Source organism: Chitinophaga pollutisoli, from assembly GCF_038396755.1.
GTDB lineage: Bacteria > Bacteroidota > Bacteroidia > Chitinophagales > Chitinophagaceae > Chitinophaga > Chitinophaga pollutisoli.
On record NZ_CP149822.1, the window covers coordinates 3,511,112 to 3,529,046 of the forward strand.

Here is a 17,935-nt window from a genome sequence, read left to right on the forward strand (position 1 = left end):
ATTGCGGAAAATTCTGATCATCATCAACCGGAAAGCCGGCACCGACAGGGAAAAATCCCTCGGCGCCGCGATCGCACGGCAGCTGCCGGCCGACCACTTCCAGGTTGAAACCGCTTATCTCCAATATCTCGGCCATGGCGCCGACCTGGCCCGCGAAGCCGTGCAACGCGGCGTGGATACCGTGGTGGCCGTCGGCGGCGACGGGTCCATCAACGAAATCGCGCAGGGCTTGCTGGGCGCGCAAACCGCCCTCGCTATTGTACCCCTCGGCAGCGGCAACGGCCTGGCCCGCGCGCTCCACATCCCGCTGGACGTTGAAAAAGCCCTCGCCATCGTAGCCGCAGGCGTCAAAAAGCCCATGGATGCAGGCTATGCCAACGAGCACCTGTTCCTCAGCAATGCCGGCGTAGGATTCGACGCGGTAATCGCCGACCGTTTCCGGCACAGCAAAAAACGCGGCCTCGTCAATTACGCCCGACTCGTGATCGGCGGGTTCGCCCGCTACAAACCCGCTGTTTACAAGATACGGACAGACGGGAAAGAAGCCGAGGCCCCGGCGTTCCTCATGACGGTCGCCAACGGCAACCAATTCGGGTACGACTTCAAGCTGGCGCCGCAAGCCAGTCTTTTCGACGGAGCCCTCGACGTTTGCCTGGTGCGTCCGCTCCGTTTCTGGGACCTGCTGCCGCTGAGCATCAGTTCGCTGCGGGGCAACATCGGGGAGAGCCGGTACATGCAGCATTTCACCGGGAAAGAAATAACCGTGGCGAGCCCCGACCTCTCCTGCCTGCAGGTAGATGGCGACGCGGTGCCGCTGACACAGGGAAAAACCGTTACTTTTAATGTAGTGCCCGGGGCGCTCCGCATGGTGGTGCCCGAAGGCCGCTAAAATTGTATGCCATGAGCAAGAAAAAATCCGCCTCCAACGGGATCGTTTACTCCACAGATCCCAACTATTCGTATTCCGAAGAAACCCCGCAGGAGCGGGACACGCTGGCGCCGGCCGAACAACGGCTCCGCGTGAAGCTGGACACGAAGCAGCGCGCCGGTAAAACGGTGACTGTAGTGGAAGGGTTTGTGGGCACGGAAGCCGACCTGGAAAAGCTCGGCAAGGAACTCAAAACGAAATGCGGCACCGGCGGCTCCGTGAAAGACGGCCTGGTGCTTATCCAGGGCGACTACCGCGATAAAGTGCTGCAATGGCTGAAAGGCTGGGGGTATAATGTGAAATGATTTCCGGAAATACCGGATGGAGAGAGGGCTGCGCCATATGGAGCAGCCCTTTTTGCTTTTTAGTCGTGTGTTATCTGTTCACCAGCTTCAAAGCTCCTTCGGAGTAGCGCTCCCCGGACACCTGGTAGCCGGAAAGGGTGTCTTCGATACGGGAGACTTCCTCGGTAGTGAGGACGATGTCGGCGGCGGCGGCGTTTTCCTGGAGGTATTTGCGGCGTTTGGTGCCGGGTATGGGCGTGATGTCGTCGCCTTTGGCGAGGAGCCAGGCCAGGGCGAGTTGCGGCAGGGTGACGTGTTTGCTGGCCGCAATGTCTTCCAGGGCGCTGACAATCCGGAGGTTTTGCTCGAACGCTTCCCGCTGGAAGCGGGGCAGGTTGCGGCGGAAGTCAGTGGCGTCGAGTTCGTCGACGTTGCGCAGGTCGGAAGTGAGGGCCCCCCGGCCGAGCGGGCTGTATGGTACGATGCCGATTCCCAGTTCGCGGCAGGCGGGGATGATGTCGGCTTCGATGTCGCGGACGAAAAGGGAATATTCGCTTTGCAGCGCAGCAATGGGGTGCACCGCGGCAGCTTTTCGGATGGAAGCAGCGGAGGCCTCCGACAAGCCGAGGTACCGCACTTTCCCTTCCTTCACCAGGTCGGCCATGGCGCCAACGGTTTCTTCGATGGGCACTTTATCGTCGACCCGGTGGGCGTAGTAAAGATCGATTACGTCGGTTCCGAGCCGTTTCAGCGAAGCTTCGCAGGCTTGTTTGAGGTACGCGGGGGAACCGTCGAAGTAAGTGGTGTTATCGTCGCGGTAACGGAAGCCGAATTTGGTGGCGAGGAAAACGTCTTTACGGCGGGTGGCCAGTACTTCCGAGAGTTGTTTTTCGTTGAGGCCCTGGCCGTACATATCGGCGGTGTCCCAAAAGTTGATGCCGAGGTCGAGCGAAAGCTCGAGCGTGGCGCGGGATTCGGCATCGTCGCGCTGGCCGTAGGCGAAGGCCATGCCCATGCAACCGAGGCCGATTGCGGAAACTTTTTCGCCGGTGTTGCCCAGAGTTCTGTATTGCATGTTCGAATAGGTTTTTATTGGATAACAAATCTACGTTGCTGACGCGGGGGAGATTGCAATCATCAAACGGTTCCTTACAAATATCCAATAAACGGAGAAGCGGCGGAAAGGTTTAGTACGGTTACAGTACGGTATCCCTACTGTATCCCTACTAGGCCTGTGCTGATGACTAGTCCTGAAATAGCGATACACATTTTACAAAATCCCGCGGCGGGTTATACGGATTCGCCCTGATATAGCGATTTGCAAACACGGATCCTTAGCGTGCCCGCTTCTCCGGAAACCCGTTTACAACAGTTGTTGGAGCGCATTAATTCGCTATACATCGTTGATAATCATTAATAGATATGCTTCCGGTTGCGCGGGTTCGCTGCGCCTTGATAATATTGTTGCGATCGGTTTGCAAGGAATTGCAGCAAATGTTGCAATATTTAATTTGGATAAGCCGAAAAGAAGTTCCATCTTGTAAACCTCCATTTATCGACCAAAATCATGGGCTCAGACCCGTGGCTGGCATTTTTGGAGAAGATACCGCGTTTGTCTTTACAAATTCCACTTCTCCAAAAAGCCAGTTTTTACTGGCTTTTTCCAGTTTTACCGGGTGAAAACGAATTCCACTTCCCCGAATCCCAGTTCCAGTATTTCTTTATTCTTTTCCAGGCACAGGCGGCCGTCGGGTAGTACGTCGCGGATGACGCCCTGGAATACTTCGCCGTTGATGCGGTAAAGCGCAGGTTCTTCCATGCGGTAAAGGTGCGATTTATAGTCCGTAAGCATGGCGGGGTAGGTGTCGGGGCTGAGTTGCTGATAGCGTTTGTCGAGATGGCGGCAGAGGTCTTGCGCGAGCTCGATGGTATCCCATTCGCGTCCTGTGATCTGGCGGAGGGAAACGGGGTTTTGCAGTTCATCGGGGAAGCGGGGCGTGTTGATGTTGAGGCCCACCCCCACTATGGCATATTGCCAGACGCTTCCGCGCAAAACGTTCTCGATAAGTATACCCCCTGCCTTTCTGTCACGCCAGTAAATATCATTACTCCATTTGATGCGGGATTCGTCGCCGGCGTATTTGCAGAAGAAGTCAAAGGCGCCGAGCGCGACGGCCACGCTGAGCATGAATTGCTGATGCAGGCCCAGGGCGGGTTGGAGGACGGTGGAGAGCATGATGTTTTCTCCGGGTTCGGAACGCCACTGTTTGCCGCGCTGCCCTTTCCCTGCGGTCTGCTCCATGGCGAACCACGTGGAACCCGCGGTTACGGGGCCTTCAGACACCCGGGCCATGGCATAGTTATTGGTGCTGTCTACCGTATTGAGCACGTGAAACGGAAAGCCTATCACAAATCCTGATTTAACTGTAAAATGAGCAAATTACCATCATTTTAACAATATTTTACCGGCTCATCCGTCTTCCAGCATATAGACCGGCGTTATATTTTGGCCCCGGTTTAGTAATTTTGAAGATTAAAGACTATTTTTAACAAAAACAGTACTTATTGGCACCCTTGACCATACTGAACAGCAGGAAAAAGGCGGTAACCCGCGTTAACAGAAACAGCAAGATTTTTACTTCCATCATAAAGGCCATACAGGAGAAAAAAGGGGAAAACATCGTTTCCCTTGATCTAAGAAAGATTCCTGAAGCGGTAGCTGATTTCTTTATCATTTGTGAGGCCAATTCCAGTAACCAAGTTAAGGCTATAGCGGATTTTGTGGAGGAGGAAGTGAAGAAAAACACGGACGAATCCGCGTACAAACACGAAGGGTTCACGGCTCAGCAGTGGATCCTGGTGGATTATGTTAACATAGTAGTGCATATTTTCATCCCCGAAACCCGCAAATTCTACAGCCTGGAAGAAATGTGGAGCGATGCGGAACGCATGGAACACCTCGATCACTGAACAAAACCTCCGGTTTTGTATTAATTACTTATAAAAGACAACTCTCATTCGTAAAGGAGCGAACGATCATGGAAAAAGGAGGCAATAACTATAGCAAGGGATCGGATAAGACACCGAAGAAAGGACCAAAGTTCAACATCTACTGGGTGTACGCCTTCATCGGCATTGCCCTGCTGGCCATGAATTTTGTACTGCCGTTCTCCAGTCAACCCAAAGAACTGTCCGGTTTCAAAGAATTCCAGCAACGCTTTCTCCGCACCGGCGACGTAGAAAAGCTGGTGGTGGTGAACAAAGCGCTGGTGGAAGTATACATCAAGAAAGAACGCCTGAGCCAGCCCCAATACTCTGAAGTAGCCAAAGGCAAACTCGGCGCCCAGAACCCCGGCCCGCATTACCAGTTCACCATCGGAAGCGTGGAAAGCTTCCAGAAGGAGCTCGACCGCGCGCAGGACGGCATGCCGCTGGCCGATCAGATGAACGTATCCTACGTTCCCCGGACGGCCTGGTTCGAACCTCTCATGCAAATACTGCTGCCCATCCTCCTGCTTATCGGCATGTGGGTGCTGCTCATGCGTAAAATGGGCGGCCCCTCCGGCGGAAGCGGCGGACCCGGCGGTATTTTCAATATCGGCAAATCCAAAGCCACCCTCTTCGATAAAGGCACCCGCGTTAACATCACCTTCAATGATGTTGCCGGCCTCGACGAAGCCAAAGTGGAAGTGATGGAAATCGTGGATTTCCTCAAGAACCCGAAGAAGTACACCGCGCTCGGTGGTAAAATCCCGAAAGGAGCCCTCCTCGTAGGCCCTCCCGGTACAGGTAAAACCCTCCTGGCCAAAGCCATGGCCGGCGAAGCGCAAGTGCCCTTCTTCTCCATGTCCGGCTCCGACTTCGTGGAACTGTTCGTTGGCGTAGGCGCTTCCCGCGTTCGCGACCTCTTCAAACAAGCCCGCGAAAAAGCCCCCTGTATCATCTTCATCGACGAAATCGACGCCATCGGCCGCGCCCGGGGCAAGAATGTCATGATGTCCAACGATGAGCGGGAGAATACCCTCAACCAGCTCCTCGTGGAAATGGACGGCTTCGGGACCGACAGCGGCATCATCATCCTCGCCGCCACGAACCGGCCCGACGTGCTGGACAGCGCCCTGCTGCGCCCCGGCCGTTTCGACCGCCAGATCTCCATCGACAAACCCGATCTCTTCGGCCGTGAACATATCTTCAACGTACACCTGAAGCCCATCAAGACGTCGCCCAACCTCGACATCAAGAAGCTCGCTTCCATGACCCCCGGCTTCGCCGGTGCGGACATCGCCAACGTATGTAACGAAGCCGCCCTCATCGCCGCCCGTAAAGGGAAGAACGAAGTGGAAATGGAAGACTTCAACGATGCCATCGACCGTGTGATCGGCGGCCTCGAAAAGAAAAACAAAATCATCTCTCCGGAAGAGAAAGAAGTAATCGCCTACCACGAAGCCGGGCATGCCATATGCGGCTGGTACCTCGAACACGCCAACCCGCTCGTGAAAGTGACTATCGTTCCCCGTGGCGTTGCCGCCCTCGGATACGCACAGTATCTCCCGAAAGAACAATATCTCTACAACACCGAACAACTGATGGACGATATCTGCATGACCCTCGGCGGCCGCGCGGTAGAAGATATCGTGTTCGGAAAGATCTCCACCGGCGCGCAAAACGACCTGCAGGTGATCACCCGGATGGCTTATGCCATGGTGACCGTCTACGGTATGAACGACAAGGTGGGCAACGTTTCCTTCTACGATCCGAACAACGAACAGTCGTTCACCAAACCGTACTCCGAGGAAACCGCGAAAATGATCGACGACGAGGTACGTATCCTCATCGACAAAGCGTACCAGCGCACCAAAGGCCTGCTGACCGACAAGCTGCCCCAGGTGAAACTGCTGGCGGAAGAACTGCTGAAAAAAGAAGTGCTGTATAAAGACGACCTCGAACGCCTCATCGGCAAACGGCCGTACGACGCACATAAAGAACATATCCCGACAAAGGCAGGTATTGGTGTAGAAGGCGTTCATCCTTCCGATATCATCAATCCTTCTCCGGCTAACGTAACAACAGACCAGGACTAAGTACCATGAAAGTATCTCCCGCCAAAGAAAACATCCTGAAAAGGGTCCGCAACGCGCTCAGCCAGCCCGTACAGCTCCCGTTCCCTCATGCGGAAGGCAATAATTCCGTATTCGAAACGGAGCACGAAGGCCTCGAACTGAAGTTCGCGGAAGAGTTTTCCAAATTGCAGGGCAAATTCATCTTCTGCTCTTCCCGGGAAGAACTGGCGGACAATCTCCAGTCGCTCGTGGAAAACAAGGAGTGGAAACACATTCATTGCAAAACGCCGGGTGTGGAAGCCATCCTCCAGCCGTTCAACCCCGCTTACCTCAACGTAGGCGATATGACGGAAATGGACGCGGCCATCACCGATTGCGAAATGCTCGTGGCCCGCACGGGTTCCATCGTGATGAGCGCGGCGCAGCCTTCGGGCAGGGCCCTGCCCGTGTTCGCCCCCGTTCACCTGGTGGTGGCATTCTCCCACCAGCTCGTGTTCGACGTGAAAGATGGCATCCAGCGCCTGAAAGAGAAATACCAGGGAAATCTTCCCTCCATGATCTCTTTCGCCACCGGCCCCAGCCGTACCGCCGATATCGAGAAAACACTTGTAGTAGGGGTGCATGGGCCGAAGGAAGTGTATGTTTTCCTTCTCGATGAATAACTACTTCACATACAATAGATAACGATACATGTAAAATGCAAAAGGAATTCATCACTTTTGCATTTTACATTTCACACCGAACCATGAACATTCATCTGCCGCCCGGCAAACGTGTATACTTCGCCTCTGATTTTCACCTCGGCGCCCCCGATATGGCCCGCAGCCGCCAGCGGGAAAAGCTGATCGTGCAGTGGCTCGACGACGCTTCCCGCGATGCGCAGCACATCTTCCTCGTCGGCGATATCTTCGATTTCTGGTTCGAATACAAACATGTGGTTCCGAAAGGTTACACCCGCCTCCTCGGCAAGCTCGCCGAACTGCGCGACAAAGGCATCGGGATCACCGTCTTCATCGGCAACCACGACATGTGGATGGACGGATACTTTGAGCAGGAACTGGAAATTCCTGTTTACTTCGAGCCGCGCCAGTACGAGATCGGCGGCAAGAAATTCTATATCGGTCATGGCGACGGGCTGGGCCCCGGCGATCACGGGTACAAGTTCCTGAAGAAAATCTTCCGCAATCCTGTTTGCCGCTTCCTGTTTTCGTGCATTCCGCCGAACTGGGGCATCTCCATGGCCAACTACTGGAGCCGCAAGAGCCGCGCCGCCACCGGCGAAAAGCTGGAAACCTTCCTCGGGGAAAATGAGGAATGGCTGGCGATCTATTCACGCGAAATTTTACAAAAAGAGCATTTCGATTACTTCATCTTCGGCCACCGCCACCTGCCGCTCGATCTGAAGCTGGCGGATCATTCGCGCTACATCAACCTGGGCGACTGGCTGAATTACCATTCCTACGCCGTGTTCGACGGCACAACTACCGAACTGAAATATTACAAAACGGAAGAAGCCTAACCGAGTATTTCGTGCAGGATGGGCGGACTGTGCAGTTCCTTGAAATCGGGGAGGTGCAGCTTGTAGAAATCCAGGTACGCGTACAGCAGGTTGCGCCGGCGCTCCTTGTTCATGAGCACATGCTCCAGATCGGGGATGTGGTGGATGTTCTGTAGCCTGTCGGTGAGCTGGCTGTTGGCTTCGTCGAGATAATTGGTGTGGTGCGGGGGAAGGTCGACATAAGTACCTTCCGCGAGGTCGAGGTAAGGCGTGTACTCCGAGTAATGCCCCGCGAAGTGGAACCCGAGATGCGCGGCAAAGCGCAAGGTGAAGAAAAGCGGGAGGTTGGCGGCTACGGCGGTGTTCTCGGTATCGAGGGCGCGGAATACCTTTTCGGTGAAGTGGTACAGTTCGGGATCGGGCTCCGGCTGCTTGAGGGATTTCTGCAATAATTCGATGAGATACAGCGCCACCGTGTTTTTCACGATGTTCACGTGCATAGTCGTGTAAATATGTCCCGGTTTGAATTCTGAAATCCGCTGGATGTTTTTCTGTTCGTGATGATACACCACCAAATCGAGGATGTTGCCTGGCTGGAGGATGTTGCCCTTGGCCGCTTTCGGGCGGGATGAGCGCACGCCGTTCACGATATAGGACTGAATCCCGAACAGTTCCGTGAAGATGCTCAGGATCACGCTGGTGTCTCCATATTTGACGGTGCGGAGCACGATGCCCGGTGTTTTATGCAGCATGCCGCAAAAATCGGTTATCAGCGGATAAATACCAGCTTCGACACGATTTTTTCCTTTCCTTCCGCATCACTGGCCAATATGAGGTAGATACCGCTTTGCGGCCGGAAGCCTGTATAATCCTTTCCGTTCCAGATAGCCTGGCCGCCCTGCGCCCTCGTCTGGAACACCAGTTTCCCTGTTACATCAGTGATTTTTATATACGCATCGCGCACGAGGCCGCGGATGGCGATGGGGCCGTCGTAGCCGGATGGCACGGGGTTGGGGAAGACGAGTGCTCCGGGCTGCTGCGTTTCACTGCCTTCGGTTGCTTCGCCGCGCCAGGATACCAATCCGTTCTCCGTTGCGAAAAATACCTCGCCCGTGGCGGGATCAATGGCGATGCGTTGAACGGCATTGTTCGGCAATGGGCTGTTGCCCGTATGGAAATGCTGCAAAATCCGGCTCCCGTCGGCACTCACCAGCCAGGCCCCGTTCCGGGTGCCCGCCCATTTCCGGTTGGCGCCGTCGACGGCTATACTCAATACCTGTTCGTTTTGGAAAAGATACCCGGCGAAGTTATCGGTGCGCACCACCGGCAGCCAGGCCTCGCAAGCATTGGCGGCCATGATGTCCGGCGCGCATTGCACCACGCCGATGCCACGTGCGGTGCCGATCCAGATCCAGCCGTCGCGGTCCTGCGCCAGGCAATAGACCTGCGAAGAAGGAAGATTGCCACGGCCGGTGCCGGAAAGGAGATGCTTCCAGCGGTCGTCGCGCGCGTCGGCGATGTTGGCGCCGTGATGCAATATCACCACACCTCCGCCCTGCGGCGATACCATCCATTTAAGATCGCTGTTATCGATGAGGATTTGGGAAAGGGCGTTGGATGGAAGGAAGAAAGGGACGTTGAGGCCGGTCCATCCGCCGGTGGACTGTTTTACCAGCAGCTGTTGCTGCGATGCGCCATAGGCGGAAGCCCAGAGGTTGCCCTGCGCGTCGGCCGCGAGTCCCGCGATGTTTTCCCGGCCCAGGGGTTTTTCTTCCAGGGCGAAGGCGCCGTTGCGGAAAGTGGAAACCCCTCCGCCGAAGGAGCCTGCATACACATTCCCGTTCCCGGCTGCGAGGGCTACGGCATCGGGCAGCGCATTCCCCGGTTGCGACCATTCGCCTTCCCGGAAAACGGAAAGCGGTAGCGCGTTGCCAGAGGGAGAACCGTTACCGCTGACCGTCCCCGACGCAGCCCAGAGTTCGCCATTGTAGGCGAGCAAGGCTCCGGCGCCCGTGCCTGCGGGGGCGTCGGGCGTAAGGGAGGCGTAGGTGTTATTTTGATGAAGGATCAGGCCGTTCTGCCGGTCGGCCAGCCAAAGCGCAGTGCCGGTTTCGGCGGCGCCGGCGGGAGCGGACAGTAATGGATGGGCGAAGGTGGTTTCGGTATCACCCTGGATGCGGAGCACCCTGCCCGGGAGCCCCGCGAACAAGACGTTCCCGCCGGATTGGAGGAAGGTGATCGTCCCGCGGCCATGTATCCATTTTTCCCAGGCACCGTTACCATAACGGAAAATAGTATCCCGGACACGGGCGGCCAGGTAGCTGCCGGCGGCCAGTTGTTGCGCGGGGACGGGAAGCGGGGGCAGTGGCTGCCAGTAACCCGGGTCTGCCAGGTTGGGCGCGTTGAGCGGGGCGCGGAAAACGCCTTGCGGCGTGGCGGCGTAGATATCGTTTTGCAGGATGGCGGCGGAAGTAACGGGGAAGCCGGGCGTCCAGGTGTCGGAGATTTCACGGCGGCGGAGGTCGATGGCGATGATGCCAAAGGGCAGGGGCAGGAGGGCTTTGTCGCCCGTGATGAGGATGGCGCCGGCGGCTTTGTCTGGCGCTCCCGGGCGTTGGAGCACTTCGGGAATGTTGGTTACCCTGCCGTTGGACAGGAGGTCGATATTGCCGTTGCGGTATGCCAGCACGAGAGTGCCGGTGCCTTCGTGCCAGGCCATCGCCGCAATGCCCGCGTCGTGCAGGCCGGAGGATTTGCCGTAGCGGGTGATGGCGTGCTCGTCCGCCGATACAGAGAAAAGCCCGTGCGCCGTAGCGCAGAAGATTTCCCCGCCGCCTGCGGTAACGGCAACGGCCTGGCGTGCCGGGAAATGCTCCCGCCATTGGCCGATTGGTATGTTTTGCGACCGTAAGGCGTTGGAAATGAATGTTAAAAAAGAAATATCCAGTAACGGAACATGTTTCAAAAGTAACAATTATGAATTATCTCTTATGCATTAATCGACATGAATAGTTACCTTTATGGCCTTTAAACAAATCTAGACTCATCTATGTGGCAGCGCCTGGCAGCTTTTGTTTTGAAATTCCGTTTGTGGCTTCTGGCTTTGTTGTTTCTGGGAACGGGCATCATGGCTTATTTCGCGAGTAAAGTGGAGCTCTCCTACGAGTTCACCGGCGCTATCCCGCGCGATAACCCGAAATGGCTCGTTTACCAGCAGTTCAAGCAACAGTTCGGGGAAGACGGCAATATGATGGTGGTTGGTATTGAAACCGATAACCTTTTCCAGCTGGATTTCTTCCGCGATTACGTCGCCATGAACGACGCCCTTCGCAAGGTGCCCGCCGTGGAAAATACGCTCAGCATCCCGGTTGCCGTTAACCTGGTGAAAGACGACAGCACGAAAAAGCTGAAAGCCGTGCCCCTGTTCCAGCCCCTGCCGCAAACGCAGGCGGAGCTCGACAGCCTGAAAGATGTTTTCCATTCCCTGCCTTTCTACAAAGGGCTGCTCTATAGCGCCAATTCCAACAGTTACCTGCTGGCCGTGCACATCAACAAGGAAATCCTCAATTCCAAGCGGCGCATCGAGGTGGTGCAAAATATCCAGAAGATCGCCGAGGCATTCGGGCAAAAGCATAACCTGGACGTGAAGCTGAGCGGCCTTCCCATGATCCGGACGATCATGGCGACCAAGGTGGCCGACGAGCTGAAGATGTTCCTGTACATCTCATTCGTGCTTACCGCGCTCATCCTGCTCCTGTTCTTCCGGTCGTTCAGCGCCGTGCTCATGAGCATGATCGTGGTGGCGATCGGGGTGATCTGGAGCGTGGGGACGATTGTGTTGTGCGGATACAAGATCACGCTGTTAACAGGTCTGATTCCGCCGTTGATCGTGGTGATCGGGATCCCCAACTGCGTATACTTCCTCAACAAATACCATACGGAATACGCGCTGCATGGCGATAAGATGAAATCGCTCGTGCGGATGGTGCAAAAAATGGGCATCGTTACGCTGTTCACCAACCTCACGGCGGCGATCGGCTTTGGGGTGTTTTACTTCACCAATTCCGAAATCCTGAAGCAGTTCGGGGTGGTTGCCGGCGTGAATATCATGCTCATCTTCCTCATCTCCTTCATTTTCCTCCCCTCGGTACTGAGCTACCTGCCGCCGCCGAAAACGAAGCATACCAGTTACCTGGACAATAAAGCTTGCCGTTGGGTGCTGGAATTCCTGAACCGGCTTGTGTTCAACTACCGGCCATGGGTATACGCATTTACGGTGATTATGGTGGTGTTGGCCGGGGTGGGGATGATGCGCCTCCGGCCGGTGGGCTTCATCGTCGACGATATTCCGAAAAGCGATAAACTCTATACCGACCTGAAGTTCTTCGAACAGCGCTTCAAAGGCGTGATGCCGCTGGAAATCGCGGTAGACACGAAGAAGAAAAACGGCGTCGTGAACCTGCGCACCCTCGAAAAGCTCGACGAGCTGGGTAAAATTATTGCCGAACAACCCGCTTTCGCCCGGCCGCTGTCAGTCGCCGAAGGGATCAAATTCGCGAAACAGGCGTATTATAATGGCGACAGCCTCAACTATACCGTTCCCAACCAGTTCGACATTGGCTTTTTGGCGCCGTACCTGCGGATGAAAGGCAACGGCGACAAATCGGTGTTTACGCAACTCGTTTCGTCGTTTATGGATAGCACCCGCCAGGTGGCGCGCATGAGCGTGAATATGGCGGACGTGGGATCCGTGGCGCTCCCGCTGCTGCTGGATTCGCTGCGCCCGCACGTTGACCGGATCTTTGACACCGCGCAGTATAATGTAACGTTTACCGGTACGAGTATCATCTTCCTGGAAGGCAGCCGGTTCATCATCAATGGGCTGGCAGAAAGCATTCTGCTGGCGTTTGTGCTGATCATTTTCTGCATGCTGTACCTGTTCCGCAGCTGGCGGATGCTGGTGATCTCGCTGGTGCCGAATATTATTCCGTTGCTGGTAACGGCTGGGGTGATGGGTTGGATGGATATCGCGATCAAGCCGTCGACCGTGCTGGTGTTTAGTATTGCGCTCGGTATAGCCATCGACGTTACCATCCGTTTCCTGGTGAATTTCAAGCAGGAATTGCCGTTGAATAATTATGATATATCCGCCACCGTTAGGCATACGATCAACGATACGGGTTTGAGTATTATTTACACATCCCTGATCCTGTTCGCGGGCTTTATGATTTTCAGTTTTTCGGAGTTCCAGGGAACGAAGGCGCTGGGTTGGTTAACGAGCCTGACGCTGGTGATGGCGATGGTCACGAACCTGACGATACTGCCGGCGATGCTGTTGTGGATGGAGAAGGCGTTGCAGAAGAAGGCGCGGAAGAAGGAGTTGTGGAAGGCGCTGGACGATGAGGCGGACCTGGAAATGAAGGAAATCGGGCTGGATGAGCGGAAAAATTGATACGCTCATCCTGTTTTAAGACCGTTTAACCAGTAAAGTGATTTAACGCACTAGATAAATATTTTCCATCTGTAAAGCATTAGAATTAAACCCGTGGCCGCTTGCCACGGGTTTTTCGTTGGGGGGTAGCCAAATAATCTAGTAGGGGGCGTTCATCACGGGGTATTCGCCGTTTATAATAAAGCATTATATATAGCGGAGAAAAAGTTAGAGGTTTAGAGTGCCATTTCTAATCCTCTTAGTACCATGAAAAATAAGTTCCTAAAGGGCGCTCATTTGTCTGAGCGTAAATTTAAGGAGATACTAAAGCTGTTCTCCGAAGATTTAACCGCCACCCAGATCGCCAATATCAGTGGTGTGAGCCGGGTAACGATCAACAGTTACCTGAAAAAAATCAGGATGCAGATTGTGAAGTACTGCGAGTCTTTGCAACCTGAAAAGCAAGCGGGGGCCGCTTCTTATAGTCACCGTAACCTTTCTCTCCATCAGCAGCAAGACATAGCCGTTGCCGTTAAAACCGATGTTGACCGCATTGTGAAGCCCGTAATCTTCGGGATTTACAAGAGCGACAACAAGGTGTTCACTGAGATTCTTCCGGATATGAGCCGTTCGATGATCCAGGCGATAGCCCGCGGACGGTCGGTACTGGAGACGGTGGGTAGCGCGGAGCGGATCCGGCGGTTCAACGGCGTGGTGGACCTGAGCCAATATCGTTTGTACCACCTGGGCCATGGGCATCACGAAGCCGACAGCAAAAATGCGCTGGATGATGTGGACGGGTTCTGGGGGCTGACGAAGCACCGCCTGGCGAAATTCAAAGGGCTAAACAGAAATACAGCATACCTCCATTTGAAAGAATGTGAGTTTCGATACAACAACAGACATGAAGAATTATACGCAGTGTTACTTAATCTTCTCAAGACTTATCCGTTAAACTTATCTTGACCCAAATTAGTTGGGGGCGACATTTGATGTAGATTACGGGAAAACCAGTAATTTTACAGTACCAAAGTCTGTCGCTTATGAAAAAAGGATTCGCAAAACGCGTGGCGTCCGGATATTCCGTCGCTATGGGCCGATCAAAGTCTTATCGGGATACTGCATGTAAAACTTTACCAAACAGTGTATCTGCCATAAAAAATATTGTGCGCTGCAGCGATGCGGGGCATCAAAACCATTCTAAAGATCTCGATTTAGATTTTGGTTGATGATAAGCGGGTGATAATCTTGTCGCCTGCTTTTTCTTTTTGTACCTGGTCGTAACCCAGCCGGGACAAGGGATGCAGGCGACATATCCATATACTTTCTTCTTATTGTACTCTTTCAACCTATCATGAAAAAAAGTATTCACCAAAAAAATATGTATGTCCCCTCCAAAAAAATTACAAACCAATTGCGTTACAAAAGAGTTAAGTAATTTATATTTGTCTGTTAAAATTCTGTTAAACAACTAAATTATGCTTATGAGGAAAGGTCTAACCGCACTTTTCCTGATCCTGGTATGTATATCGGGACAGGTAATGGCGCAGAGCCGAACCATTAAAGGAAAGGTGACGGCGGCAGATGACGGGACCCCGATCATTGGTGCCACAATTATCGCGAAAGGCACGAATGTCGGAACCGTTACCAACGCGGAAGGTGATTATTCACTGAATGTCCCGTCTGGTGTAGACGTACTGGTGGTTAAATTCATCGGTATGAGAGATCAGGAGGCAAGAATCTCCGGTCCAACAGTAAACGTCGTACTGACTACCGACGTAACCAATCTCACAGAAACAGTTGTTACGGCGCAAGCCATCCGGAGGGAAAAACGTTCCCTGGGTTTCGCGGCGCCGACCGTTAAGGCGGAAGAGCTGACCAAAGGCCAGAGCGTAAGCGCGCTGAACGGCCTCACCGGTAAAGTTCCCGGCCTGAACATTTCCGGTACCGCATCCGCTCCCGGTAGCTCTACCCGTATCGTACTCCGCGGTGGTTCTTCCATCTCCGGTAACAACCAGGCACTGATGGTAGTGGATGGTGTTCCCATCGACAACAGCGGCCTGATGGGTGGCGGCGACAGCCGTTCTTCCGTGGACTTCGGTAACCGTGGTAACGACATCTCCCCGGACGACATCGAGTCCATCAACATCCTGAAAGGCCCCGCGGCAGCTGCGCTCTACGGCTCACGCGCGTCTAATGGCGCCTTGATCATCACCACAAAATCGGGCAAGAAGGGGCAGTCCAAAATGAACGTTTCGTTCAACACGGCGAACACTTTCTCTTCCGTACTGAAAATCCCTGAATACCAGAACCAATTCGGGCAGGGTTATTCTGACGGTGCTGGTGGTTACATTAATGACCCCAAGGAAAACTGGAGCTGGGGTGCGCCCTTTAATGGCCAGATGCAACCCTGGGGACAGGAAATCAACGGTGTTCGCCAGGAGAAGCCTTACTCCGCTATTGAGGACAACGTGAAAGATTTCTTTGACATGGGTATGGCAACCAACAACAACCTGGCGCTTTCCGGTGCAGGCGACAAAACGACTTACTTCCTGTCGCTCAACTCACTGAACTCAGATGGTGTTATGCCGGGCCATACCGACACCTACAACAGGTACAATGTGCGTTTCAACGGTTCCGCCGAACTCGCGCATAACCTCACTACGAGCGTAAACTTCAACTACGCCAAGATCAAGTCGAACATGGTACAGGGTGGCCAGGGCGACGGTTCCGTTTGGAACTCCGTTATCCAGATGCCCCGCGACATCCCCCTGACTTCGCTGAAAGATATGAGCAACCCTTACAACAGCTTCGGTAACATCTTTGATCCCGCCGGCAACCCCTTGTATGGCTATTATGGTGCTTATACCGTGAATCCTTACTGGCAGCTGGCGAACTATCGCAACGAAAATGCGGTAGACCGTATTACCGGTAACTTCCAGGTGGGTTGGAAACCCTTGTCATGGTTGAACGTTGTTGAACGCCTTGGTGTGGACGTGTATGCTGACCGTCGTAAGTACAAGTACCCGAAATTCAGCTTTGCTCCCGCTGATAATACTTCCGGAGAGTATAGCGTTGCGGCAAACACCCAGGTGGCTGCAGGTAAATACCAGGAGGAAATTTTCAATCTCGCCGAGATTGTAAACGACCTGATGATTACCGCTGAACATGAATTCAGCAGCGACTTCAAAGGTAGCATCCTGTTAGGCCATAATATCCGTCAGCGCCAGTTCGATGTTTCCGATGTGGAAACCAACCCATCCGGCGGCCTCGTGGTTCCCGGGTGGTATAACTTCGGTAACTCCAATGGTCCGATCGACGCGGTGAACACTTTCACCCGCCGCCGCCTCATTGGTGTTTACGCAGACATTAACATGTCTTACCGCAGCATGCTCTTCCTGGGCCTTACCGCGCGTAACGACTGGTCTTCGACCCTGCCGAAAAACAACCGTTCTTTCTTCTATCCGAGTGTGAACGCATCTTTCGTATTCACTGAACTGATGAAAGACGCTGCGATTTCCGACTGGTTTGAATATGGTAAAATCCGCGCCAGCTGGGCGCAGGTGGGTAATGATGCGGATCCTTATCTGCTGAATACTTTCTATGACCGTACCAACATCCTCGGGCCTTTCGGCGCCACCCGTTTCCCGCTGAATGGCATTCCTGGTTTGGCACAATCCAACAGGATCGGGAACCCCGACCTGAAACCGGAGATCACCACCGCATTTGAGGTGGGTACCGAAATGAGCTTCTTCAAGAACAGGCTGAGCCTGGATTTCTCCTACTATCAGAATAAATCCAAAGACCAGATCCTGAGCATTCCTATTTCTGCAGCCAGCGGTTTTACTACCAAAGTGGTAAATGCGGGTTCTATTCAGAATAAAGGTGTTGAACTTGCCCTGCGCGGCACGCCTATTCAGACTTCTTATGGTCTGAGCGTTGAACTGTATGGTACTTATACCAAAAATAAGAGTGAAGTGCTTTCGCTGTTGCCTGGTGTAGACCAGATCGTTCTGGGCGGCTTCGGCGGTATGTCTATCGTTGCGGCAGTAGGTAAACCTTATGGTACCTTCTATTCCCAGGATCTCCAGAAAACGCCTGACGGAAAAGTTATCGTAAATCCTTCCACAGGTGATCCGCTTTTAACATCTGGATCCGTTTACCTCGGAAACTACAACCCGGATTATATGGCATCACTCGGTACCAACATCAAGTTTAAAAACTGGAGCCTGGGCGTACTGTTTGATACCAAACAGGGTGGTATGTTTTATTCCAGAACGAAAGACCTGATGGATTTTGTTGGCGTAGCAAAAGAAACCGCTGCTAATGGCCGCGTTCCCCATCCGTTCCCGAATTCTGTAGTCGTAGATCCGAACGATGCCAGCAAATACATTCCGAACACAACAGAATACGACATGGAAGGTTACTGGTCAACGACCATACCTGCGGGCCAGCATGTACTGGATGGTTCGTTTGTTAAACTGCGCGAGGCTAACCTGAGCTACCGTTTCCCGAAAAATATGCTGAACAGAGGCATCTTTAGCGACGTTACCATAGGACTGTTCGGTAACAACCTGTTCTTGTGGACACCGAAAGAAAACCAATATGTAGATCCTGAGGTGAATTCCGGTGGTTCTTCCAACGAGCAAGGTCTGGACTTCTCTGCCCAACCCTCTCTGCGGAACATTGGCTTTAACGTGAAAGTTACTTTTTAACAGTTACTAAAAAATTGAA

Annotated in this window: 13 protein-coding genes; 9 read left to right on the top strand and 4 right to left on the bottom strand. The window is 53.7% G+C overall.

Features of this window, described 5'->3' with window-relative positions:
* Window position 1 precedes the first annotated feature (1 nt).
* Window positions 2–889 carry a diacylglycerol kinase family protein gene (locus tag WJU16_RS14675; RefSeq protein ID WP_341834239.1) on the top strand — a complete coding sequence of 296 codons (888 nt, stop codon included), beginning with the start codon at window positions 2–4 and terminating at the stop codon, window positions 887–889.
* Between the two features lie 11 nt (window positions 890–900).
* Window positions 901–1,233: a translation initiation factor gene (locus WJU16_RS14680; RefSeq protein ID WP_341834240.1), complete on the top strand. Its 333-nt coding sequence runs from the start codon at window positions 901–903 to the stop codon at window positions 1,231–1,233.
* A gap of 70 nt (window positions 1,234–1,303) precedes the next feature.
* Here the strand turns inward: WJU16_RS14680 and WJU16_RS14685 are convergent, their stop codons facing one another.
* Both WJU16_RS14685 and WJU16_RS14690 read right to left on the bottom strand, forming a co-directional pair.
* Window positions 1,304–2,287 (bottom strand): aldo/keto reductase, encoded by a 984-nt coding sequence (locus WJU16_RS14685; RefSeq protein WP_341834241.1) that lies wholly within the window; start codon window positions 2,285–2,287, stop codon window positions 1,304–1,306.
* A gap of 594 nt (window positions 2,288–2,881) precedes the next feature.
* Window positions 2,882–3,622: a biotin--[acetyl-CoA-carboxylase] ligase gene (locus WJU16_RS14690; RefSeq protein ID WP_341834242.1), complete on the bottom strand. Its 741-nt coding sequence runs from the start codon at window positions 3,620–3,622 to the stop codon at window positions 2,882–2,884.
* A gap of 155 nt (window positions 3,623–3,777) precedes the next feature.
* Here WJU16_RS14690 and rsfS point away from each other — a divergent pair, with 155 nt between their 5' ends.
* The 4 genes from rsfS to WJU16_RS14710 all read left to right on the top strand — a co-directional run bounded on the left by rsfS (window position 3,778) and on the right by WJU16_RS14710 (window position 7,791).
* On the top strand, window positions 3,778–4,182 hold the full coding sequence (gene rsfS / locus WJU16_RS14695; RefSeq protein WP_341834243.1) for a ribosome silencing factor: 405 nt from the start codon (window positions 3,778–3,780) through the stop codon (window positions 4,180–4,182).
* Window positions 4,183–4,250: 68 nt separating this feature from the next.
* Window positions 4,251–6,293, top strand: a complete 2,043-nt coding sequence (gene ftsH / locus WJU16_RS14700; RefSeq protein ID WP_341834244.1) for an ATP-dependent zinc metalloprotease FtsH — start codon at window positions 4,251–4,253, stop codon at window positions 6,291–6,293.
* 5 nt (window positions 6,294–6,298) lie between these two features.
* Window positions 6,299–6,934: a lactate utilization protein gene (locus tag WJU16_RS14705; protein WP_341834245.1), complete on the top strand. Its 636-nt coding sequence runs from the start codon at window positions 6,299–6,301 to the stop codon at window positions 6,932–6,934.
* An 83-nt stretch (window positions 6,935–7,017) separates the two neighbouring features.
* Window positions 7,018–7,791: a UDP-2,3-diacylglucosamine diphosphatase gene (locus WJU16_RS14710; protein WP_341834246.1), complete on the top strand. Its 774-nt coding sequence runs from the start codon at window positions 7,018–7,020 to the stop codon at window positions 7,789–7,791.
* Here the strand turns inward: WJU16_RS14710 and recO are convergent.
* Entirely contained in the window at window positions 7,788–8,522 is a 735-nt protein-coding gene (gene recO, locus WJU16_RS14715; protein ID WP_341834247.1) for a DNA repair protein RecO, read from the bottom strand. The two genes, WJU16_RS14710 and recO, sit on opposite strands and share 4 nt — an antisense overlap.
* A 17-nt stretch (window positions 8,523–8,539) precedes the next feature.
* Complete coding sequence (locus WJU16_RS14720) at window positions 8,540–10,735, bottom strand: two-component regulator propeller domain-containing protein (RefSeq protein WP_341834248.1); 2,196 nt, start codon at window positions 10,733–10,735, stop codon at window positions 8,540–8,542.
* Window positions 10,736–10,819: 84 nt separating this feature from the next.
* Here WJU16_RS14720 and WJU16_RS14725 point away from each other — a divergent pair, with 84 nt between their 5' ends.
* From WJU16_RS14725 to WJU16_RS14735, 3 genes are all read left to right on the top strand, one after another.
* Window positions 10,820–13,222, top strand: coding sequence for an efflux RND transporter permease subunit (locus WJU16_RS14725; protein WP_341834249.1), 2,403 nt, complete (start codon window positions 10,820–10,822; stop codon window positions 13,220–13,222).
* Window positions 13,223–13,468: 246 nt separating this feature from the next.
* Window positions 13,469–14,167: an IS1595 family transposase gene (locus WJU16_RS14730; RefSeq protein ID WP_341834250.1), complete on the top strand. Its 699-nt coding sequence runs from the start codon at window positions 13,469–13,471 to the stop codon at window positions 14,165–14,167.
* A gap of 518 nt (window positions 14,168–14,685) precedes the next feature.
* Entirely contained in the window at window positions 14,686–17,916 is a 3,231-nt protein-coding gene (locus tag WJU16_RS14735) for a SusC/RagA family TonB-linked outer membrane protein (RefSeq protein ID WP_341834251.1), read from the top strand.
* The last annotated feature ends 19 nt before the right edge of the window (window positions 17,917–17,935 follow it).